Here is a 19,911-nt window from a genome sequence, read left to right on the forward strand (position 1 = left end):
GCACCGGCCCGCAGAATGCGCCCCATGGGACATCTGGAAGCCGCACACCTCGAGTACTACCTGCCTGATGGGAGGGCCCTGCTCGGGGACGTGTCCTTCCGGGTCGGCGAAGGCGCCGCCGTCGCCCTGGTCGGCCCCAACGGCGCCGGCAAGACCACCCTGCTCCGGCTGATCTCCGGCGAGCTGAAACCGCACGGCGGCACCGTCACCGTCAGCGGCGGCCTCGGCGTGATGCGCCAGTTCGTGGGCTCCGTTCGCGACGAGACGACCGTACGGGACCTCCTCGTGTCCGTCGCTCCGCCCCGCATCCGCGAGGCGGCCGCGGCGGTGGACGCGGCCGAGCACGCCATCATGACCGTCGACGACGAGGCCGCGCAGCTGAAGTACGCGCAGGCTCTCGCCGACTGGGCCGAGGTGCGCGGCTACGAGGCCGAGACCCTGTGGGACATGTGCACCACCGCCGCACTCGGCACGCCGTACGAGCGCGCCCAGTTCCGGCAGGTGCGCACCCTCTCGGGCGGTGAGCAGAAACGCCTCGTGCTGGAGGCGCTGCTGCGGGGCACCGACGAGGTACTGCTGCTGGACGAGCCGGACAACTACCTCGACGTGCCCGGCAAGCGCTGGCTCGAGGAACAGCTCAGGGAGACCCGCAAGACGGTCCTCTTCGTCTCCCACGACCGCGAACTCCTCGCCCGCGCCGCCGAGAAGATCGTCTCCGTCGAACCCGGACCGGCCGGCGCGGACGCCTGGGTGCACGGCGGCGGCTTCGCCACCTACCACGAGGCCCGCCGTGAACGGTTCGCCCGGTTCGAGGAGCTGCGCCGCCGCTGGGACGAGAAGCACGCCCAGCTGAAGAAGCTCGTGCTGAACCTCCGTCAGGCGGCCGCGGTCAGCCATGAGCTGGCCTCCCGCTACCAGGCGGCGCAGACCCGCCTGCGCAAGTTCGAGGAGGCGGGCCCGCCCCCGGAGCCGCCCCGCGAGCAGGACATCACGATGCGCCTCAAGGGCGGCCGCACCGGCGTGCGCGCCGTCACCTGCGAGAACCTCGGGCTGACCGGCCTGATGCAGCCGTTCGACCTGGAGGTCTTCTACGGCGAACGGGTCGCCGTCCTCGGCTCCAACGGCTCCGGCAAGTCGCACTTCCTGCGGCTCCTCGCCGGCCAGGAGGTCGCCCACACCGGCGCGTTCAGGCTCGGCGCGCGGGTCGTGCCCGGCCACTTCGCGCAGACCCACGCCCACCCCGAGCTGCACGGCCGCACCCTGCTGGACATCCTGTGGAAGGAGCACGCACAGGACCGGGGCGCCGCCATGTCCCGGCTGCGCCGCTACGAGCTGACGCAGCAGGCCGAGCAGTCCTTCGACCGGCTCTCCGGCGGCCAGCAGGCCCGCTTCCAGATCCTGCTGCTGGAACTCGAGGGCGTCACCGCACTGCTGCTGGACGAGCCCACCGACAACCTCGACCTGGAGTCCGCCGAGGCCCTCCAGGAGGGCCTGGACGCCTTCGACGGCACGGTTCTGGCGGTCACCCACGACCGCTGGTTCGCCCGCTCCTTCGACCGCTTCCTGGTCTTCGGCAGCGACGGACGCGTCCGCGAGACCCCGGATCCGGTCTGGGACGAACGCCGGGTGGAACGGGCCCGGTAGCCGGCACGCGCGCCCCGAGGGGCGGTCTCAGCCCTCCGCGAGGAAGTCACCGACCAGCCGGTTGAACCTCGCCGAGTGCTCGATCTGCACCCAGTGGCCGCACTGCCCGAACACGTGCAGCTGCGACCGCTCGATGAGACGGACCAGCCGCTCGGAGTTGGACAGCGGGATGATCTGGTCGTCCCGGCCGTGGATGACCAGCGTCTCCTGGCCGATCGCCCTGATGCGGTCCTCCGGCAGGGCCATGGCGTCCACCCCGTTCTGCCGGGGGGCGGGGAACATCGCCGAGTAGGCCTCGTGCACCCCGGGCCGCACGGAGGCCTCGTAGCGCAGCTCGGCGAGCTCGTCCGTCGCCAGCCTCCGGTCGTGGGCGAAGATGTCGAGCAGCTTGCGCATGCTGGCCACCGAGGGCTCGTAGCCCCATACGGCGTCGAGTCCCTCCGTGATCTCGAAGGGCACGCCCACGCTTCCCATGAGCACCAGGCGGTCGACCCGCTCCGGGTGGGTGCTCGCCAGGTGCAGGGCCAGCGCACCGCCGAAGCTGTTGCCGACCACGGAGACCTTGGGCAGCTCCAGGGCGTCGAGGAGCCCGGTGAGGTGACCGAGCCAGCTGTCCATGTCGTAGCGGACGCCCTCGGGCCGTTCGGTGTAGCCGAAGCCGAGGATGTCGGGGGCGATCACCCGGAAACGCTTGCCCAGGTCGGGGATGACGGGGCGCCAGTTCGCCCAGGCGGAGACACCCGGCCCCGAACCGTGGATCAGCAGGACGGGCGCGCCGTCGCCCTGGTCGTGGTAGTTGGTCGCGATCCCGCCCGCGACGACGGTGTTCGCGATCTCCGCACCGGTGCTCATCGGACTGCTCCTGCCGTGGTGGGGACGCGGCGCCCGGGGGCGACCAACGTCAGAATGAGGTCGGCGAGGGCGTCCTCGCCGGCGAGTTCCCTGCGCGGTGCCGGGAAGGCCGGGCCGCTCAGCCCGGCGAGGGCCACACCGCCGTCGTAGGACGTCGTCACGGTGGCCCAGTTGCCGGCGCGGGAGAGGGAGAACGTCTGGTCCCGAGTGCCGCTCCCGTCCTGCAGCCGGATCGGCTCACCGGTCAGGCCGCTGAGGACGGCGTTGGCCTCCGCGACCAACTGCTCGGCCAGTGCCCGTAGTTCGACATGCTCATGGGTGCCCTGCCCGATGGTGCGCGGAACGCTCTCCATCAGTTCCGGCGTGTGATCGGTGTGCGGGCTCCCGGTCACCACCTGGTGCACCCGCACCATGAACGGCGTCATCGCCACCCCTGTCCGTCGTGGTACCTGACGCGGGCCACTGTGCTGCCCGCGGCCGTCCGGTGACGCGCGCGTTCCGCTGTGCGGAACGCGCGGCCACGGGCCGGTCGGCAGCTTCCACAGTGAGCCGCGGACGACATCAGGGAGGTTCGACAGTGCAGTACGAACTCCGCCAGAACGTGATCGAGCCGCGTCGGCAGACGTACCAGGCTCTCGTGGATCGCCAAGGCGACAGGCCCGCCGGCCGCTACGAGGAGGGGACCGTCGGCATCCAGCCCACGGAGAACTTCCACTACCGCCCCCTGTGGGCGCCCGACCGCGAGATCTACGACGAGCGGTTCTCGCGACTGCGGCTGTCCGACGCGGACGCCTTCGCGGACCCTCGGCAGTACTACTACGCGCCGTACGTGGCGGCGCGGGCCACTCTGCACGACGGTTTCGGCAAGACGCTGGACTACGTGGAGAAGCGCGATCTGCTCTCCCGGCTGCCGGAGGGCTGGCGTGCCGTACTGGGCACGGTGGTGGTGCCGCTGCGGCACTACGAGTCCGGGGCGCAGCTGATCACGGTGGCCGGCGCGCGACTGGCCTGGGGCGCGCCGGTCGCCCAGTGCCTGACCTACGCCGCCTTCGACCGGGTGGGTCTGGCCCAGTTGCTCAGCAGGATCGGCATCACCCTGGCCGGCGGGAGCGACGAGGCGCTGTCCGCCGCGAAGCTGCGGTGGGTCGAGGGCGCTCAGCTGCAGGGGCTGCGGCGGACCACGGAGGAGCTGCTGGTCGAGGAGGACTGGGCGGTGGGCCTGGTCGGCCTGGATCTGGTGGACCAGTTGCTGTATCCGGTGCTCTACCGGGCGCTGGACGAGGCGGCGCTGCTGGGCGGGGCCGGTGCCTACAGCCTGCTCGCCCAGCATCTGACGTCGTGGTACGGCGACCACCGCCGGTGGCTGGACGCGCTGTACGCGGCGTGGGCGGGGGACGCCTCGCACGGCGAGGTGAACCGCGCCGTGCTGGCCGAGGTGGTGCACGACCGGCTGCCGGGGGCCACGCAGGCGGTGTGCGCGCTGGCGGCCGCCGTCGACGCGCTCGTCGGCTGCGGTGCCGAGGACGCCACGCGCTCCGAGGCCGAGGCGGTGGCCCGGCGGTTCGCCGGCCTCGGTGCCGGCGCGGACGGCACGAAAGGGAGTACGCGATGACATCCGCGGAGACGAGGAAGATCCGTTCCGTCGGGGTGGATCTGCAGGCGGCCGACGACGACACCCGGCGCGTGGTGGACGCCATCCGGCAGGACAACCCCGACAGCCGGGTCAGCCAGATGCCGGGCCTGGTGCGGGTGCAGACGCCCGGCGCCATGGTGATCCGCCGCGCGACGGTGGAGAGCCTGCTGGGCCGGGAGTGGGAGACCCACGAGTTCCAGATGGCGATCGTCTCCTACTTCGGCCACATCAGCTCCTGGGACGACGACGAGATCGTCATCAAGTGGGAGCACTGAGCCACCGCGCCGCACCTGTGGAAGGACAATCCATGGCCAAGAAGCTGTCGATGAAGCAGCGCTACTCGGCGCTCACCCGGGACCTGGACTGGGAGCCCAGCTATGTGAAGGAGAAGGACCTCTTCCCGTACACCGCTTTCGAAGGCATCAAGATCCACGACTGGTCGAAGTGGGAAGACCCCTTCCGGCTCACGGTGGACGCCTACTACAAGTACCAGTCGGAGAAGGACAAGCGGCTCTACGCCGTGATCGACGGTTTCGCGCAGGGGCAGGGCCACCTCAGCCTGTCCGACGCGCGCTACCTCAACGCGATGAAGCTGTTCATCCAGGGCGTGACGCCGCTGGAGTACGCGGCGAACCGCCACTTCGCCTTCCTCGCCCGCCACTTCAACGGTCCTGGCCCGCGCTTCGCCGCGCTGTGCCAGTCGGTGGACGAGCTGCGTCACACGCAGACCGAGGTGCACACCATGTCGGCGTACAACAAGTACTACGGCGGTTTCCACAGCTGGCCGAAGATGTTCGACCGGGTGTGGTACCTGTCGGTGCCCAAGTCCTTCTTCGAGGACGCGCTGACCGCCGGTCCCTTCGAGTTCCTCATCGCGGTCTCGTTCTCGTTCGAGTACCTGCTGACGAACCTGCTGTTCGTGCCGTTCATGAGCGGCGCCAGCTTCAACGGCGACGTTCCGTCGATGACCTTCGGCTTCTCGGCGCAGAGCGACGAGAGCCGGCACATGACCCTCGGTCTGGAGGCCATCAAGTTCCTGCTGGAGCAGGACGAGGACAACGTGCCCCTCATCCAGGCCTGGATCGACAAGTGGTTCTGGCGCGGGTACCGCCTGGTCGCCCTGGTGGCACAGATGCTCGACTACATGCTGCCGCGCAAGGTGATGAGCTGGAAGGAGTCCTTCGAGCTCTACTTCGAGGAGCAGATGCTGGAAGGGCTCTTCAAGGACCTGGAGTTCTACGGCATCCGTCCGCCCCGCCACGTGGAGCAGGCGATCGCCGAGAAGGAGATCCTCTCCCACCAGGTGTACTGGACGCTCTACCAGTTCTCCTTCGCCGCCGGCTTCACCACCACCGTGCCGGACGAGGACCACCAGCGGTGGCTGTCCGAGCAGTATCCGGACACCTTCGACCGTCATTACCGGCCGCTGTGGGACAAGGCCCGCAGGGTCGCCGAGGGCGGTGGCCGCTTCTTCAACACGGGCCTGCCCCAGCTGTGCCAGGTCTGCCAGGTGCCCATGCTCTTCACCGAGGTGGGCGACCCGGACACGCTGTGCCAGCGCGAGTCCGTGCACAACGGCGAGCGTTTCCACTTCTGTTCGGACGGCTGCCAGTGGATCTTCGACCGGGAGCCGGAGAAGTACGTCCAGGCCTGGCTGCCGGTGCACCAGATCCTGCAGGGCAACTGCGGGGGGCCCACACTGCCCGAGGTCCTCCAGTGGTACGGCCTGCACGAGGGCGACGCCGGCGAGTACCTCGGCTCCCCCGACCACACCAACTGGCTGCGCTGGCACGCCGGAACCGACGAGCCGGTGAGGAGCTGACCGTCATGCCCGTCGTCGCGATCAACGACACCTACGACTTTCCCTCCCGCAGCAGGCAGGAGCTCTACGGCGAGGACCTGCTGGTCCACGTGATGTGGAAGGGGAACCCGTTCTTCGCCGCGGCCGCCACCTTCCGCGCGCCCAGGACCATGCCCTGGGGTGAGTTCCTGGACACGGTGGTGGAGCCGTGGGCGGCCAACGACCCGGACCACCGGCCGGGTTCACAGCGGGGCTGGACCCTGGACGGGGCTGCGTTCACCCCCGCTGGGGACGCGTCGCTGGAGGGGCTGGGCATCGGCCACAAGAGCGTGCTCACCTTCGGGACCTGAGCGGTGGCCACGGTCACGGTGGAGCCGGACGGAATCACCGTCGCGCTGCGGCCCGGCGAGTGCGTCCTGTCGGCCCTGTACCGGTCCGGGTACGGCTACCGCACCGGCTGCCGGCGTGGCGGGTGCGGCATCTGCAAGGTCGATCTGGTCGAGGGCGAGGTGGTCTATCCGGCCACCGTCGCCACGAGTGTGCTGACCGCCGAGGAGCGCGCCGGCGGTACCTGCCTGAGCTGTCGCGCCGTGCCGGAGGAAGACATCGTCATCCGGCTGCGCGATGAACGACTGCGCCGACTCAACCCCTTCCTCACGCCGCCGCGCGGCGCGGGGGAGGGGCAGGACGAAGGGGTGAAGTGATGGGTGTCATGAGACTGGGATACGTCCACGCCCGGGTGACCGACCTCGACGAGGCACGGTCGCACTACGGCGGGACGCTGGGGATGAAGCAGGTCCACCAGGAACAGGGGGTCGCGTACTACAAGGCGTGGGACGAGTGGGACCACCACTCGGTCGTCCTGGAGGAGGGCGGCGTCGGCCTCGTCAAGCTCGGCTACAAGGTGGCCCGGTCCACCGACCTGGACGACTTCGAACGGCGGGCCGCCGCCTTCGGCTGCCTCACCGAGCGGATGAGCCGGGGCGAGAACGTCGGCATCGGGGACGGTGTGCGGGTGGTCCTGCCCTCCGACCACGTCGTGGAGCTCTACCACGAGGCGGAGTTCCTGGGCACCGAGACGGGCACGCTGAACCCGGCGCCGTTCCCCCGTGAGCTGGTCGGGGTCGGGGTGCCCCGGATCGACCACTGTCTGATCACCACCGAGGACCCGGAGACGCTGGAGCGCTTCTTCTCCGAGTGCCTGGACTTCCGCAGCGCCGAGCGGGTGGTGGAGCATCTCGACGACGGAGCGCTGCTGGGGTCGTGGATGTCCTGCTCCAACACCCCGCACGACATCGCCTTCATCAAGGGCCCCAACGGCAAGCTGCACCATTTCGCGTACGCCCTGACGGACTGGCACGAGATCAAGCGGGCCGGCGGGCTGTTCGCGATGGACGACGTACCGGTCGACGTCGGTCCCACCCAGCACGGCATCACCCGGGGCGAGACCATCTACTTCTTCGACCCGTCGGGCAACCGCAACGAGGTTTTCTCGGGCGGCTACATGGTCCACGACGACTTCCCGACCATCACGTGGACGGCCGACCAGCTGGCCGCCGGCATCTTCTACATCGGCCGGGAGCTGAACGAGCGCTTCACCTCCGTCCTCACCTGAACGGGGAGGGCCGGGCCGGACGCGCCCACAGCACAGCAGCCGACGGGACAGGCAGGAGAGCGACAAACATGACCGCCAGCTACCGGGTGACGGTGGACCCGCTGGGCAAGGAGATCCTCTGCCGGGAGGACCAGAACATCCTCGACGCGTGCCTGCGCGCCGGGATCTGGCTGCCGCACTCCTGCACCCACGGCACCTGCGGTACGTGCAAGGCCGAGGTCGTCGAGGGGGAGGTGGAGCACGGTGAGGCCTCGTCCTTCGCGCTGATGGACTTCGAGCGCGACGAGGGCAAGGCACTGCTGTGCTGCGCCCGGCCCCGCTCGGACCTGACCATCGAGGGCGACGTCGAGGACGAGGAGGGTGTGACCCACCATCCCGTGCGGGACTTCACCGGCACGGTCACCGGGATCGACGACTGTGCCGTGGACGTACGGCGGATCAGGCTGCGGCTCGACGGTGAACTGACCTTCAACGCGGGCCAGTACGTGCAGATCCGGGTACCGGGCAAGGGCTGCACCCGGACGTACTCCATGGCGAGTCCGCCCTCGGACCCCGGCCTGCTGGAGTTCCACGTCCGGCGCACCCCGGGCGGGGTGGCTTCCGACGGCTGGGTCTTCGCCTCGCTCGCGGTGGGGGACCGGATCCATCTCGCCGGACCCTACGGCAGGTTTTTCTACCGTGAGCACCGCGAGGAGCCGGCGCTGCTCATCGCGGGCGGCACGGGGCTGGCGCCCCTGAAGTCGATGGTCCAGCACGTGCTCGGACAGGACCTGGACCGGCGGCTGGTGCTCTACCAGGGCGCGCGCACCGCCGGGCAGATCTACGACGTGGACTTCTTCCGGGAGCTCGGCGCCCGGTACCCGGACCGCCTGCGGTACCGGCCGTGTCTGTCCGAGGAGGTCGTGGAGGGCTTCGCCCACGGCCGTGTGACCGACGTCCTGGACGCCGACCTGGAGACCTGCCGGGGTCATGTCGCCTATCTCTGCGGCCCGCCCCCGATGGTGGACGCGGCGCTGAAGCTGTTGATGCGCAAGCGGCTCTTCCCCCGGGACATCTATCGCGAGGACTTCTTCGACGAACGCGACAAGGCGGCCGGGACGGGGGTGCGCAGCCCTCTGCTCAAGCGCTGAAGGCACCGTTTACCGTTCGCCGCCGGGCACGTCCGCCTTTCGCGCCCGGCGGTTCGCCGGCCTGCCCGAGGGGGTGCCGGCGGCCCTGCGACCAGCGGTGGAGCACTCCTGGCGATCTTCCACCGGCCTGTGTCGGATGTCTTGCGTCAGAGGCTCGCACGGGCGAATGTCGATCCAGCACGCGCAACGCGCGCGTTGCCCGACACTGGAGGACCGCCGTGGTGACAGGGGCAGACGCAGCGATGATTCCGGACCAGACGTCAGGAGGACTGAGGTCCGTGGCCTCGGCACTGGACGTGCTCGCCTGCCTGGAGTCCTCGGACGAGCTGGGCATATCGGAGCTGGCCCGCAAGCTCGGCGTCGCCAAGAGCACCGTGCACCGGATGGTGTCCACCCTGTGCGCCAAGGGCTTCGTCGAGCGTAACGCCGAGACCAACTGCTACCGGTTGGGCCTGCGGCTGTACGAGCTGGGCCAGGCCGCGGCGACCCGGTCCCGGCTGCGGCGCACCGCCCTGCCGCTGCTGGAGCAGCTGAGGATGCGCACCGGCCACACGATCCACCTGGCCGTCCCCGACGGCGCGGACATCATCTATGTCGAGCGGCTGCACAGCCACCGGGGCCTGCAGTTGCTCAGCGACGTCGGGCACCGGCTGCCGGCCCATGTCACCGCCTCGGGCAAGGCCATCGCGGCCTTCGACCCGGAGGTCGCCGAGGCCCGGCGGGCGGCGGGCTTCCCGTACTGGACCTCCTGCTCCATCCGCACCGCCGACCGCTACGAGGCCGCGCTGGACGAGGTCCGCCGCAACCGGTTCGCCATCAACGACCAGGAGGCCGTCCACGGCATGACCACGGTGGCGGCCCCCGTGCTCGACCGCACCGGGCGGGCCCGCGCCGCCATCTCCATCGTGGCGCCCATCCGCGAGGTCGGCTGTGCGCTCACCGCGCAGGCGGGCCTGGTCACGGCCGTCGCCCGGCGCCTGGCGCACGACCTGTGCATCTGAGGCGGGTGCGGCACGGAACGGTCCGGGCCGGTGACCGCCGAACCGCGCGTTCCGCCCTGAGGAACGCTCCGCCGGCCGCGCCGCGGGCCGTCCTAGCGTCCACCTCGACGAAGCGGAGGTGCACCAAGTGGACGCAGTGGAGCGGGCCGAGGCCGCACGACGGTTGCGGGAGGCCTACGACAGCCGGATACCGATCGAGCCGCTCAGCGAGAAGTACGGCGATCTGACACCCGCCGACGCGTACGAGATCCAGCAGATCCAGATCCGCGAGCGCCTCGCGCAGGGGCGGACGGTACTCGGCCACAAGGTCGGGCTGACCTCGGCGGCGATGCAGCGCCAGCTGGGCGTGGACCGGCCGGACTACGGGGTCCTCCTCGACGACATGTGCTTCGGCGAGCATCAACCGGTCGACACCGCGCGGTTCCTGCAGCCGCGCGTCGAGCCGGAGGTGGCCTTCGTGCTCAAGCGAGAGCTGCGCGGACCGGGCGTCACGGCGGCGCAGGCGGCCGCGGCCGTCGACTTCGTCCTCCCGGCCCTGGAGATCATCGACTCGCGCATCGCGGATTGGCGGATCACCTTCACGGACACGGTGGGCGACAACGCCTCCTCCGGCGGCCTCGTGCTCGGCGGCAGGCCGATGCCGCTGTCCGTGGTGGACCTGCGGCTGATGGGCTGCCTGCTGCACCGCAACGGTGCCCTGGTCGGCAGCGGTGCCGGCGGAGCGGTGCTCGAAACCCCCCTGGCGTCGCTGGTCTGGCTCGCCAACACCCTGGGCGCCTTCGGTGTGTCCCTGGAGGAGGGCCATGTCGTCCTGCCCGGTTCCATCACCGCGGCGGTACCGGTACGGGCCGGGGACTGCGTGACGGCCTCCTTCGCGGGTCTCGGCACGGTGACGGTCCGGTTCGCCCAGGACGGCGGCGAAGAAGTGAGCGGAGAGCGCGTATGACCACGAACACGGGCAAGGCCGTCGCGGCCATCGTCGGCCCCGGCAACATCGGCACGGACCTGCTGGCGAAGCTGCTGCGCAGCGACCACGTCGAACCGCGCTACATGGTCGGCGTCGACCCGGCGTCCGACGGACTGTCCCGGGCGGCCGCCCAGGGACTGGAGACCTCCGCCGAGGGGGTCGACTGGCTGCTGGCCCGTCCCGAGAGGCCCGACATCGTCTTCGAGGCGACGAGCGCGAAGGCGCACCAGGCGAACGCGCCCCGGTACGCCGAGGCCGGGATCCGGGCGGTCGACCTGACCCCGGCAGCACGGGGGCCGTTCGTCTGTCCGCCGGTCAACCTCGCGGCCCACGCCGACGCGCCCAACCTCAACATGATCACCTGCGGCGGCCAGGCGACCATCCCCATCGTCCACGCCGTCACGCGGGTGACCCCGGTGGCGTACGCGGAGATCGTGGCGTCCATCGCCTCCCGCTCGGCCGGCCCCGGTACGCGCGCCAACATCGACGAGTTCACCGAGACCACCGGCACGGCCATCGTCGAGGTGGGCGGCGCCCGGCGCGGCAAGGCGGTGATCATCCTCAATCCCGTGGACCCGCCGATGATCATGCGGGACACGGTCTTCTGCGCCATCGACCCCGACGCCGACCGCGACGCCGTCGACGCCTCCGTGCACGAGATGGTCGAGGAGGTACGGCGCTACGTGCCCGGATACACCCTGCGCGCCGACCCCCAGTACGACGATCCCCGTCCGGACTGGGGCGGCCTGGCCCGCGTGGCGGTCTTCCTGGAGGTCCGGGGCAACGGCGACTACCTGCCGCCCTGGGCCGGCAATCTCGACATCATGACCGCCGCCGCGGCGCGGGTCGGCGAACTCCTGGCCTCACGGAAGGCGGTGGCGACCCGATGACCGGCACCCACACGAACGGCTCGACACGACGCCGGGACGACCTCGACGTCCGGATCACCGACACCACGCTCCGCGACGGCAGTCACGCCATGGCCCACCGGTTCACCGAGGACCAGGTGCGCTCGGTGGTGCGGGCCGTCGACCGTGCCGGCGTCCGCGTCATCGAGGTGGCGCACGGGGACGGACTGGGCGGCTCCTCCTTCAACTACGGGTTCTCGGCCGTGGACGAGCTGCGGCTGATCGAGGCGGCGGCGCAGGAGGCGGAACGGGCCGCGATCGCGGTGCTGCTGCTGCCCGGCGTCGGCACGGTGGCCGATCTGCGCCGGGCGCGGGACGCGGGCGCGTCCGTGGCGCGCGTCGCGACCCACTGCACCGAGGCCGACGTCTCGGTGCAGCACTTCGGCGCGGCCTGCGAGCTCGGCATGGAGACGGTCGGCTTCCTGATGCTCTCGCACCGGATCGGACCCGGGGAACTGGCGGCCCAGGCCCGCGTCATGGCCGACGCCGGATGCCAGTGCGTCTACGTGGTCGACTCCGCGGGAGCACTGCTGCCCGACGACGCCGCGGCGCGGGTCGCGGCCCTGGTCGCCGAGCTGGGCGAGGACGCCGAGGTGGGTCTGCACGGCCACCAGAACCTCTGCCTGGGGGTCGCCAACTCGATCGCCGCCCAGCAGGCCGGTGCCCGGCAGATCGACGGGTCACTGTGTGCCCTGGGCGCCGGGGCGGGGAACTCGCCGACCGAGGTCCTCGGCGCGGTCTTCGCCCGGATGGGGCTGCGCACCGGAGTGGACCTGGACGCGCTGCTCGCGGCCGCCGCGGAGATCGCCTGGCCGTTCATCCCGCGACTGCCGTGGGCCGACCGCTCCTCGATCGTGCAGGGCTTCGCGGGGGTGTACTCCAGCTTCCTGCTGCACGCCGAGCGGGCGGCCGAGCGGTACGGCGTACCGGCGCACGAGATCCTGCGGAAGGTCGGGGAGGCGGGCTACGTCGGCGGCCAGGAGGACATGATCATCGATGTCGCGCTGACCCTTCGCGACGAACGGGCGGCCCCGCGGCGCACCGCGGTGGGGTCCTGACCGGTGACGCGGCGGGACAGGGGCGTTAGGGTCGTGGCCCCGTCCACGGTGAGCACGCCGGGTGGCCGCTGATACCGCGGGGAAGTTGGAGTTCATGCCGCACTCGTCCACGACATCGACCGCCGGGTTCGCGACCGAGCCGTACTACCCGCGAAGCCGGTGCGCCGACAGCGCCCTGCACGGGTTCGTCCCCGGCGACGAGGCCCGCACCTGGCGGCTCGACTTCCACTTCCCCCGCGGCATCCTGCCCCTGTCGCACGACCTGGTGGCGGACGGCATGGTCACCGCCAGCGCCGAAGCGGCCCGGACCCTGCCGCTGCCCTCGAGCGCCGGCCTGGAGTGCCGGGTCGCGGGGACCCACGTCTACACCGGCGCGCGGCCCCTCGACCCCGGGGAGGCGGCGGCACGGGCGGAGTCGGCCGCGGCCGTCGCCGCGGTCTTCCCCGAACAGTTCCCCCGGTTCTGGGCTCAGCGGGCGCAGGAGATCCAGCGCCGCCTGGGCCCCCTGGAACACGCCGGTCTGCGGGACGTCGCCCCCGGCACCGTCGCCGCCTACTACCGGCGTGCCGTCGAGGCCCACCGGTACGCCTGGCAGGTGCACTTCGAGGTGATGTACCGCCTGCTGCTGGTGTACGACCGGTTCATCGGCGTGTGTGCCGAGTCCGGCGTCAGCCGCGCCGCGGCCCTCGAGGCCCTGCGCGGTGACGACACCAAGATCCTCGCGACAGCCCGGGGCCTGGTCGGGCTCGCCGAGCGGGCGCAGGAGGCCGGTCTCGCCGACGTCTTCGAACGCCATCGGGGCCAGGAGCTGTACGGCGCGCTGCGGAACAACGGAGCGGCGGCGGACTGGCTGACCGACCTCGATGCGTTCCTGGAGACCTACGGGCACCGCTGCGAGGGCGTGATCGACGTGTCCTGGCCGTCCTGGCGCGAGGACCCGGGCCGGCCGCTGGACCTCATCCGCGCCCTCCTGCGCAACGGCCACGACCGGGTGGCCCACACCGCCGCCGAGCGGCCCTCGAGCACGTCCGGCGAGGACATCACAGCCGGCCTGGGCCCCGTCGCGGCGCGGACGGTGCGTGCCGCACTCGCCGAGGCCCGCCGGGCCAACTTCATGTGGTGGAACGAGGAGCACAACTTCTACATCGACCTGCGCGCCCATCTGCCGGTCAGGCGCGCCGGCCTCGCCGCCGGCGCCGCCTTCCTGGACCGGGCCGAGGACGGGCTGCTGCTTTTCGGCGAGGAGCTGCTGGCCCTGTGCGAGGGCCGGTTGGACGCCGGGGAGCTGTCCGGTCCCGTCGCCGAGCGCCGCGCCTACCACAGCCGCTGGCAGCGGCGCCGCCGGGAACTGCCGACCGTGATCGGAACGCCCTCGGCCGACGACCCGATCATCCGGGAGATCTTCGGGCTCGGCGATGTCGAGGCGCCGCTGACGACCAGCAGCGCGACCAATCTGATGATCACCGGGCTCGGTGCCTCGGCGGGCGTGGCGCGTGGCCGGGCCCGGGTGCTCCGTTCCCCCGACGACATCACGGGCCTGCGTCAGGGGGACGTGCTGGTCTGCGAGGCGACGACGCCCAACTGGACGCCTGCCTTCCCCCTGCTGGCGGCGTGCGTGTGCGACTCGGGAGGCGCGCTGACGCATGCCGCGATCATCAGCCGCGAGTACGGCCTGCCCTGCGTGGTGGCGACCGGAAACGCCACCCGACTGGTCCGTGACGGCGACCGTGTCGAGGTGGACGGCGGACGCGGTCTGGTGACCGTGCTGTCCCGGGAGGCGGCCGTATGACCACCCCCGTGCCCAGGTCCGACGGGGCCGGAGCGCCGTACGGGAACGCGGCGGGCACCGCTCCGCCCCAGTCGCTGACCGTCGACCTCGACGACCCCGGCGCGCTGGACGCGGGCGTGGCGGGCGGCAAGATGGCCACCCTGGCCCGTCTCCGGCAGGCAGGCTTCAGCGTGCCGGACGGTTTCGTGCTGACCACGGCGGCGTTCGCCCTCTCCGCCGCCGCCCGAGGCGCCGCCGGTCCGGGCCCGGTCGCGAGCCCGACGGGCATCCCGGTCGCCGTGGAGACGCAGGCCGTGGCGGGATATCTCCGCCTCGCCAGGCGCCTGGGAACCCCCGAGCCCTCGGTGGCCGTGCGGAGTTCGGCGAACACCGAGGACACGGCGGGGCGCAGCGCGGCAGGCCTCTACCGCACGGAGCTGCACGTCACCGGCGAAGCGACGCTGGGAGCGGCCGTCGCCCGGTGCTGGGCGGCGGCCTTCTCGCCCGCCGCCTTCGCCTACTGGGGCTCGGAGGCGTTCGGCACCCGCATGGCCCTCGGCGTCACCCGCATGGTGCGGCCGCGCGTCTCGGGTGTCGTCTTCAGCGTGGACACCGTCACCCCCGCCCCGGACTGCGCGCTGATCGAGGCCGTGCCGGGCCTCGGCGACGCGCTCGTCGACGGCGTCACGATCCCCGAACACCACACCGTGGAACGCGTGCGTGGCACCGTACGGGACAGCCTGCCGGGCGACGGAGGCACCCTCCTCTCCCCGCCTTCGCTGCGGGCGGTGCTGCGGCTCGCGCTGAGCATCGAGGAGGTCCTCGGATGCCCGGCCGACATCGAGTGGGCCCTGGAGGAGGACACGGACGAGCCCGTGGTGCTCCAGGCCCGGCCCATCACCGTCTAGCCGGTCGTCCTCCTCGTCGCGCCGGGACCGGTCGGCCCATGCGGAGGCCCGGGACCCCGGATGTTCGTACAGTGGACTCACAGATGCGAGCTCCATGGATTCCTTGCGGAACCGCTCGGGGGCAAGGCACTCCGGGCGGGTACCCGGACCGCGGACACGAACCACGACGAGCGGGGAACCACCATGACCGGAGTCGACCCCAGCCGGCTGGACGACCAGCAGCTCATGAAGGAGCTGGAGACGATCCACCGCACGCGCCACGACACCCTCCTGTACGGCTCCAACGACGCGCTGCGGGCCCACAACGAGCGCATGGCGCAGCTGGAGGGCGAGTACCTGCGCCGCAATCCGCGCCGAGTGGTGAGCGCGGCCCGCACCCGTGAGGGCGCCCGGGAGCGCACCTGCGGCGAGGCGGCGACCCCGGGCACCCCCGGCACCTGACCGACTCCGGACGCCCCGGAGCAGGCGGCCCACAGCAGGCCCGCGGCGGCAGGGCACGGGAAGGCGTTACGGACACCCGCGGCGGCAGGGCACGGGAAGGCCCACGAACGCTTCGCTCCGGCAGCGCGCGGGAAGGCGCCACGGACGCTCGCGGCGACAGTGCACGGGAAGGGCCACGAAGGCCCGCGGCAGCAGGGCACGGAAGGGCCACGAACGCTTCGCTCCGGCAGCGCACGGGAAGGGCCCCGAAGACTCCGCGCCCGCAGCGCACGGAGAGGCGCCACGGACGCCCGCGGCGGCAGCGCGCGGAAAAGGGCCGGCAGGGAGCCGGCCCTTTTCCTCACTCAGCGGATGCCGCGGCTCAGCCGGTCTCTTCGGCGAACACACGCAGGTACGTCTCGCAGAACGCCTTGAGGTCGTCCGGCTTGCGGCTGGTCACCAGCTTGTTGGGACCGTGGTCGCAGATCTTGACCTGCTCGTCCACCCAGGTGCCGCCCGCGTTGCGGATGTCGGTGCGCAGACTCGGCCAGGACGTCAGCCCCCGGCCGCGCACGACGTCCGCCTCCACCAGCGTCCAGGGCGCATGGCAGATCGCCGCGACGGGACGGCCCTGCTCGAAGAAGTCCTTCACGAAGGCGACGGCCTTCGCGTCCATCCGCAGGAAGTCCGGGTTGGCCACGCCGCCCGGCAGCACCAGGCCGTCGAACGAGTCGGCCGACGCCTCGCCCACCACTTCGTCCACCGGGAAGGTGTCCGCCTTGTCGAGGTGGTTGAACGCCTGGATCTTCCCGGAGTCGGTCGACACCAGCACCGGCTGGTGCCCGGCGTCCGACGCCGCCTTCCACGGCTCGGTCAGCTCGACCTGCTCCACGCCCTCGGGCGCCACCAGAAACGCGATACGCATGATCCTCAGCTTCCTTTCCCGGCACGCGTGACGGCGTGTGCCGCCCTTGCGCGCCGTTTCCTGTTCTCAGTGGCCCGCCGGCAGCGCAGCCGCTCCTCGCCGTACGGCGGCGACTCCGGTCCCCGCCGTGTCCTCGACCCACGTGCGACGGTGCGTCGCCCGGTCGGCGAGGCCCGGCCCGAACCGGCCGGGCAGCGGCCCGTCCGTCCGGAACCGCGTCCTGGTCTCGCCGACGTCGACGGTGGTGCCCGTCCGCGTGATCTCGGCCGCCCGGTCCCGGCTCATTCCCCGCCCGCCAGCGCCTTGGCCAGCTGCTCCACGTTCTCGTAGCGCTCACCGTGCGGCAGACGCGCCACCGCGTCGATCAGCGGGCCCGGGGCGTTGCTCCGGCGCAGTGTCCGGGCCAGCTCGCCCGCCTTCGCGGGAAAGGTGTGCCGGCCCAGGTTGCGGGCCAGTTCCAGCCGCAGCCGCTCCAGCGACGCAGGCGAGCCGAGACCGCCCACCGGACCGCTCCACACCTCCGGGTCGTCGTCCGCGGCCGGCTCCGGATCGTGCCACTCCTCCACCCGGGTGGGGTGCCCGGACCTCAGCAGACCCTCCAGCTCGTGCTTCATCTCGTCGTCCCGGTGCGCGCTCAACCGGTCGCTGCCTCGCTGCATGTCTCCCTCCTCGGGATCGAAGGTCCGCGTCGCGTACCCGGCTGACGGGAGCCGACACGGAATTTCACCTCGACGCATACCGAGTCACCTGTGCAGGAGACGGAAAACCTCCGGGGCCCCGGCACACCGCCGGGTGCGGAGGCGACGCACGGCCCCCGGGACGCCGGGGAACCGTGCAGGGTGCGCCGGGGTGTCCGGTCTCGGTGGGCGGGGGGCTCGCACGCTCACCCGTCTGCCGGGGTGCGCGTCCGTCACCCGGCTGGCCGCGCGTGTCCCGCGAATGGGGTCCGGCCGCGCGCGGTACGGCGCGGCGCGGGCTGTGATGGCAGCGGGGCACGGCCCGTGCCCCGTACCCGGGACGCCGTACAGCCGTACCGCCGTGCCGGTGCCGCGGCGTACCGCCCGCCCGACCAGCCGTCAGCCCGCCGCCCGTCGTCGAGGAGCCCGTCCCATGCGCCGCACCGCACGCGCCCTGTCCGTCGCCTTCGTCGCCGGTGCCGCGCTGGCGCTGGCCGGGCCCGCCGCCTTCGCGGACCCGGCCGCCGACGCCGGTCCCGGCACCGCTCCGCCCGGCCGCTCGGCCCCTGCCTCCCCGGCCTGCGACGCCGGCTCCGGCCCGGACGCGGAGCGGACCACCGGCGGGGCCTGTCCGGCCGCCACCGGCGGACCGGGCACGCCGTGGAGCACCACCTACGACGTCACGCCTGGCGGAGACGACTGGGACGCCGGAGGCGGCGACGGCGCCGGGGACCAGTGCCGGGAGCCGGAGTCCTGCCAGGACGGCCAGGAGAGCCAGGACGGCCAGGGGAGCCAGGACGGCCAGGAGAGCCATGGCGGCCTGGGCTGTCAGGGGGAGGCGTGCCCGGACCGGTCGCCGTGCGAGGAGAACGGACCCTGCCAGGAGGACACGGGCCGGGAGTGCACCGGCACCGGAGCCGGCAAGGACACCGGAGCCGGGAAGGGCACCGGGACCGGCAGGGGCAGCGGAACCGGCGGCGGTACCGGCTCCTGCTCCGGGGACGGCGGCCGGTGCGAGGGGTCGCACGGGGCGTCGTCCTGCCCCGGGGGGAGCGGTACCTGCGGCGAGTCCCACGGTGCGTCCTGCGCCGACGACGGGCGGCGGTGCGAGGAGTCCCATGGCGTGCCATGCCCGGACGGACAGACCTGCCGTGAATCCCACGGCTCCGGCGGATGCGCCCAGGCGTCCGGGCAGGGCGCCGTGGACGCCGGAACGGGAGGAACGTTCAACGACTCGGTGCCCGCGCTCGTCGCCGGAGGCCTGTTCATCGCCGCCGCCTGCGGTGGTGCCGCCTACCGGATCCACGGCCGCCTGCGGTCCCCGGGAGACCGGCCCACAGGGATGTGACCACTACTTCGGTGCCCGCCATGGGCCATGGAGGGCGGCCCGACGGGTACACACCTCTCCGAAGGACACACCGACAACAAGGACCCCAAGCACCCCACACCTTCGACGGCAGAGGCGGCACAAGCGGTACAGGCGGCGCAGCGGCGAACGGTGAGGAGGGCCGAACGGGGCACCGGGAGCGGGCGGCGTCCACGGCGGACGGTGCGGCGGCCCGCACCGGACGCACCACGCAGGACACGGCAGGACAGGCGGCCACGGCGTCCGCCCAGCCGGCCCGGAGGACGGCGGCTCCGGGGGGCACACGCATCACACGGCGGCCTCCCGGCGGCGCTCGACCCCGACGGGCGGCACACGGCACCACCCACTGCGCGGAGGCGGACATGCGGCGGACGGACCACGAGGGCCACGGCCCCGTCCGGTACGGGCCGCCCCTGCCCGGCGACGGCCTGCCCGTTCTTCCCGAACTGGCCGCCGTACTCGCCGCCGCCGCGCACCGCGCCGACGCCCAGCCCGCCGGCGGCGCCCCCGCCCTGCTGGAAGCGGCCTGCGGCTACTGGACCCGGCGCGGACTGGCGTGCGTACCCGACCAGGTGGTCGCCGGCCCCGGCGCCCCCGCGCTGCTGCTCGCCCTCACCGCCGCCCTGGCCGGAGACGGCGCCGACGTCCTCGCGCCCCGCCCCTGCGCCGCCTGGTGGGCGCCCTATGCCCGGCTGCTCGGCCGGCCCGTCTTCCACGTGCCCACGCCCGCGGAGAGCGGCGGCGTGCCCGACCCGTACGCCCTGCTGGAGACCGTCCGCCGGGTCCGTGCCGAGGGCGGCGACCCGCGGCTGCTGGTGCTGTCCGTCGCGGACGACCCCACCGCCACCGTCGCGCCGCCCGAACTGCTGCACGAGACCGTCGAGGCCGCCACCGCCGAGGGGCTGCACCTGGTCAGCGACGAGACGTGGCGGGACACGCTGCACGCCCCGCACGCGACGGTGCTGCTCAGTCCGGCCGAGATGCGCCCCGACCGGGTCACGGTCGTCACCGACCTGGCCGGCGCCCTGCTGCCCCCCGGCTGGCCCGCCGCCATCGCACGCTTCCCGGACACCGGGGCCGGCCGGCACCTCCACGCGCGCGTGCTCGACATCCTCACCGCGCTCGGCGCGTGGATCCCCGTCCCCGTCGCCGCGGCCGCCGGGTACGCCCTGGACGAGCCCCCGCCCGTCGTCGAGCGCCGCGAAAGCACCGTACGGCTGCACGCGCGCGTGGCCGCC

22 protein-coding genes are annotated in these 19,911 nt (G+C 72.5%); 17 read left to right on the forward strand and 5 right to left on the reverse strand.

Annotated features, from left to right (window positions below):
• Positions 1 to 24: 24 nt before the first annotated feature.
• Entirely contained in the window at positions 25 to 1,644 is a 1,620-nt protein-coding gene (locus tag ABVB68_RS16735; RefSeq protein ID WP_353601815.1) for an ABC-F family ATP-binding cassette domain-containing protein, read from the forward strand.
• Between the two features lie 27 nt (positions 1,645 to 1,671).
• On the opposite strand, the gene ABVB68_RS16740 is transcribed toward ABVB68_RS16735, so the two are convergent.
• Together ABVB68_RS16740 and ABVB68_RS16745 are read right to left on the reverse strand one after the other, a co-directional pair.
• Positions 1,672 to 2,496 (reverse strand): alpha/beta fold hydrolase, encoded by an 825-nt coding sequence (locus ABVB68_RS16740; RefSeq protein WP_353601816.1) that lies wholly within the window; start codon positions 2,494 to 2,496, stop codon positions 1,672 to 1,674.
• The gene (locus ABVB68_RS16745) at positions 2,493 to 2,921 is read right to left on the reverse strand and encodes a hypothetical protein (RefSeq protein ID WP_353601817.1); all 429 of its coding nucleotides are present in this window, start codon (positions 2,919 to 2,921) and stop codon (positions 2,493 to 2,495) included. Before ABVB68_RS16745 ends, ABVB68_RS16740 begins: the two co-directional genes overlap by 4 nt.
• Positions 2,922 to 3,073: 152 nt before the next feature.
• Between ABVB68_RS16745 and ABVB68_RS16750 the strand changes: the two genes are divergently transcribed.
• The 14 genes from ABVB68_RS16750 to ABVB68_RS16815 all read left to right on the forward strand — a co-directional run bounded on the left by ABVB68_RS16750 (position 3,074) and on the right by ABVB68_RS16815 (position 15,726).
• Positions 3,074 to 4,108: a ferritin family protein gene (locus tag ABVB68_RS16750; RefSeq protein WP_353601818.1), complete on the forward strand. Its 1,035-nt coding sequence runs from the start codon at positions 3,074 to 3,076 to the stop codon at positions 4,106 to 4,108.
• Positions 4,105 to 4,404, forward strand: coding sequence for an MmoB/DmpM family protein (locus tag ABVB68_RS16755; RefSeq protein WP_353601819.1), 300 nt, complete (start codon positions 4,105 to 4,107; stop codon positions 4,402 to 4,404). Before ABVB68_RS16750 ends, ABVB68_RS16755 begins: the two co-directional genes overlap by 4 nt.
• A 32-nt stretch (positions 4,405 to 4,436) precedes the next feature.
• Positions 4,437 to 5,951 carry a YHS domain-containing protein gene (locus ABVB68_RS16760; protein WP_353601820.1) on the forward strand — a complete coding sequence of 505 codons (1,515 nt, stop codon included), beginning with the start codon at positions 4,437 to 4,439 and terminating at the stop codon, positions 5,949 to 5,951.
• A gap of 5 nt (positions 5,952 to 5,956) precedes the next feature.
• Entirely contained in the window at positions 5,957 to 6,280 is a 324-nt protein-coding gene (locus ABVB68_RS16765; RefSeq protein WP_353601821.1) for a phenol hydroxylase subunit P4, read from the forward strand.
• Between the two features lie 3 nt (positions 6,281 to 6,283).
• Positions 6,284 to 6,634 carry a 2Fe-2S iron-sulfur cluster-binding protein gene (locus tag ABVB68_RS16770; RefSeq protein ID WP_353601822.1) on the forward strand — a complete coding sequence of 117 codons (351 nt, stop codon included), beginning with the start codon at positions 6,284 to 6,286 and terminating at the stop codon, positions 6,632 to 6,634.
• Positions 6,634 to 7,545, forward strand: a complete 912-nt coding sequence (locus ABVB68_RS16775; protein ID WP_353601823.1) for a catechol 2,3-dioxygenase — start codon at positions 6,634 to 6,636, stop codon at positions 7,543 to 7,545. The genes ABVB68_RS16770 and ABVB68_RS16775 overlap by 1 nt, the downstream gene beginning before the upstream one ends.
• 68 nt (positions 7,546 to 7,613) lie before the next feature.
• Positions 7,614 to 8,675: an NADH:ubiquinone reductase (Na(+)-transporting) subunit F gene (locus ABVB68_RS16780; RefSeq protein ID WP_353601824.1), complete on the forward strand. Its 1,062-nt coding sequence runs from the start codon at positions 7,614 to 7,616 to the stop codon at positions 8,673 to 8,675.
• Positions 8,676 to 8,953: 278 nt separating this feature from the next.
• Complete coding sequence (locus ABVB68_RS16785; protein WP_353601825.1) at positions 8,954 to 9,676, forward strand: IclR family transcriptional regulator; 723 nt, start codon at positions 8,954 to 8,956, stop codon at positions 9,674 to 9,676.
• A 127-nt stretch (positions 9,677 to 9,803) separates the two neighbouring features.
• Positions 9,804 to 10,622 carry a 2-keto-4-pentenoate hydratase gene (locus tag ABVB68_RS16790; protein ID WP_353601826.1) on the forward strand — a complete coding sequence of 273 codons (819 nt, stop codon included), beginning with the start codon at positions 9,804 to 9,806 and terminating at the stop codon, positions 10,620 to 10,622.
• Positions 10,619 to 11,533, forward strand: coding sequence for an acetaldehyde dehydrogenase (acetylating) (locus ABVB68_RS16795; protein WP_353601827.1), 915 nt, complete (start codon positions 10,619 to 10,621; stop codon positions 11,531 to 11,533). The genes ABVB68_RS16790 and ABVB68_RS16795 overlap by 4 nt, the downstream gene beginning before the upstream one ends.
• Positions 11,530 to 12,609: a 4-hydroxy-2-oxovalerate aldolase gene (dmpG, locus tag ABVB68_RS16800; RefSeq protein ID WP_353601828.1), complete on the forward strand. Its 1,080-nt coding sequence runs from the start codon at positions 11,530 to 11,532 to the stop codon at positions 12,607 to 12,609. The genes ABVB68_RS16795 and dmpG overlap by 4 nt, the downstream gene beginning before the upstream one ends.
• Positions 12,610 to 12,703: 94 nt before the next feature.
• Positions 12,704 to 14,398 carry a PEP-utilizing enzyme gene (locus ABVB68_RS16805; protein ID WP_353601829.1) on the forward strand — a complete coding sequence of 565 codons (1,695 nt, stop codon included), beginning with the start codon at positions 12,704 to 12,706 and terminating at the stop codon, positions 14,396 to 14,398.
• Entirely contained in the window at positions 14,395 to 15,285 is an 891-nt protein-coding gene (locus ABVB68_RS16810) for a PEP/pyruvate-binding domain-containing protein (RefSeq protein WP_353601830.1), read from the forward strand. The genes ABVB68_RS16805 and ABVB68_RS16810 overlap by 4 nt, the downstream gene beginning before the upstream one ends.
• A 183-nt stretch (positions 15,286 to 15,468) precedes the next feature.
• Positions 15,469 to 15,726 (forward strand): DUF6158 family protein, encoded by a 258-nt coding sequence (locus tag ABVB68_RS16815; RefSeq protein ID WP_353601831.1) that lies wholly within the window; start codon positions 15,469 to 15,471, stop codon positions 15,724 to 15,726.
• A gap of 361 nt (positions 15,727 to 16,087) precedes the next feature.
• On the opposite strand, the gene ABVB68_RS16820 is transcribed toward ABVB68_RS16815, so the two are convergent.
• The 3 genes from ABVB68_RS16820 to ABVB68_RS16830 all read right to left on the reverse strand — a co-directional run bounded on the left by ABVB68_RS16820 (position 16,088) and on the right by ABVB68_RS16830 (position 17,289).
• The gene (locus ABVB68_RS16820; protein WP_353601832.1) at positions 16,088 to 16,630 is read right to left on the reverse strand and encodes a type 1 glutamine amidotransferase domain-containing protein; all 543 of its coding nucleotides are present in this window, start codon (positions 16,628 to 16,630) and stop codon (positions 16,088 to 16,090) included.
• Positions 16,631 to 16,696: 66 nt separating this feature from the next.
• A complete protein-coding gene (locus tag ABVB68_RS16825; protein WP_353601833.1) occupies positions 16,697 to 16,915 on the reverse strand; it encodes a hypothetical protein in 219 nt (72 codons plus the stop codon).
• A complete protein-coding gene (locus ABVB68_RS16830; protein ID WP_353601834.1) occupies positions 16,912 to 17,289 on the reverse strand; it encodes a DUF2795 domain-containing protein in 378 nt (125 codons plus the stop codon). The genes ABVB68_RS16825 and ABVB68_RS16830 overlap by 4 nt, the downstream gene beginning before the upstream one ends.
• 451 nt (positions 17,290 to 17,740) lie before the next feature.
• Here ABVB68_RS16830 and ABVB68_RS16835 point away from each other — a divergent pair, with 451 nt between their 5' ends.
• Positions 17,741 to 18,655 (forward strand): hypothetical protein, encoded by a 915-nt coding sequence (locus ABVB68_RS16835; protein WP_353601835.1) that lies wholly within the window; start codon positions 17,741 to 17,743, stop codon positions 18,653 to 18,655.
• Between the two features lie 380 nt (positions 18,656 to 19,035).
• On the forward strand, positions 19,036 to 19,911 hold an 876-nt coding region (locus ABVB68_RS16840), incomplete at its 3' end, for an aminotransferase class I/II-fold pyridoxal phosphate-dependent enzyme (RefSeq protein ID WP_353601836.1).

The sequence above is a fragment of the Streptomyces sp. NPDC096012 genome, from assembly GCF_040426375.1.
Lineage (GTDB): Bacteria > Actinomycetota > Actinomycetes > Streptomycetales > Streptomycetaceae > Streptomyces.

What these genes read in the sequence shown, in the direction of transcription:
- ABVB68_RS16795 (WP_353601827.1), top strand. Translation starts at nt 10,619, where the DNA reads ATGACCACGAACACGGGCAAGGCCGTCGCGGCCATCGTCGGCCCCGGC.
- ABVB68_RS16815 (WP_353601831.1), top strand. Translation starts at nt 15,469, where the DNA reads ATGACCGGAGTCGACCCCAGCCGGCTGGACGACCAGCAGCTCATGAAG.
- ABVB68_RS16740 (WP_353601816.1), bottom strand. Translation starts at nt 2,496, where the DNA reads ATGAGCACCGGTGCGGAGATCGCGAACACCGTCGTCGCGGGCGGGATC.
- ABVB68_RS16735 (WP_353601815.1), top strand. Translation starts at nt 25, where the DNA reads ATGGGACATCTGGAAGCCGCACACCTCGAGTACTACCTGCCTGATGGG.
- ABVB68_RS16820 (WP_353601832.1), bottom strand. Translation starts at nt 16,630, where the DNA reads ATGCGTATCGCGTTTCTGGTGGCGCCCGAGGGCGTGGAGCAGGTCGAG.
- ABVB68_RS16760 (WP_353601820.1), top strand. Translation starts at nt 4,437, where the DNA reads ATGGCCAAGAAGCTGTCGATGAAGCAGCGCTACTCGGCGCTCACCCGG.
- ABVB68_RS16745 (WP_353601817.1), bottom strand. Translation starts at nt 2,921, where the DNA reads ATGACGCCGTTCATGGTGCGGGTGCACCAGGTGGTGACCGGGAGCCCG.
- ABVB68_RS16835 (WP_353601835.1), top strand. Translation starts at nt 17,741, where the DNA reads ATGCGCCGCACCGCACGCGCCCTGTCCGTCGCCTTCGTCGCCGGTGCC.
- ABVB68_RS16825 (WP_353601833.1), bottom strand. Translation starts at nt 16,915, where the DNA reads ATGAGCCGGGACCGGGCGGCCGAGATCACGCGGACGGGCACCACCGTC.
- dmpG (WP_353601828.1), top strand. Translation starts at nt 11,530, where the DNA reads ATGACCGGCACCCACACGAACGGCTCGACACGACGCCGGGACGACCTC.
- ABVB68_RS16780 (WP_353601824.1), top strand. Translation starts at nt 7,614, where the DNA reads ATGACCGCCAGCTACCGGGTGACGGTGGACCCGCTGGGCAAGGAGATC.
- ABVB68_RS16830 (WP_353601834.1), bottom strand. Translation starts at nt 17,289, where the DNA reads ATGCAGCGAGGCAGCGACCGGTTGAGCGCGCACCGGGACGACGAGATG.
- ABVB68_RS16805 (WP_353601829.1), top strand. Translation starts at nt 12,704, where the DNA reads ATGCCGCACTCGTCCACGACATCGACCGCCGGGTTCGCGACCGAGCCG.
- ABVB68_RS16755 (WP_353601819.1), top strand. Translation starts at nt 4,105, where the DNA reads ATGACATCCGCGGAGACGAGGAAGATCCGTTCCGTCGGGGTGGATCTG.
- ABVB68_RS16810 (WP_353601830.1), top strand. Translation starts at nt 14,395, where the DNA reads ATGACCACCCCCGTGCCCAGGTCCGACGGGGCCGGAGCGCCGTACGGG.
- ABVB68_RS16765 (WP_353601821.1), top strand. Translation starts at nt 5,957, where the DNA reads ATGCCCGTCGTCGCGATCAACGACACCTACGACTTTCCCTCCCGCAGC.
- ABVB68_RS16775 (WP_353601823.1), top strand. Translation starts at nt 6,634, where the DNA reads ATGGGTGTCATGAGACTGGGATACGTCCACGCCCGGGTGACCGACCTC.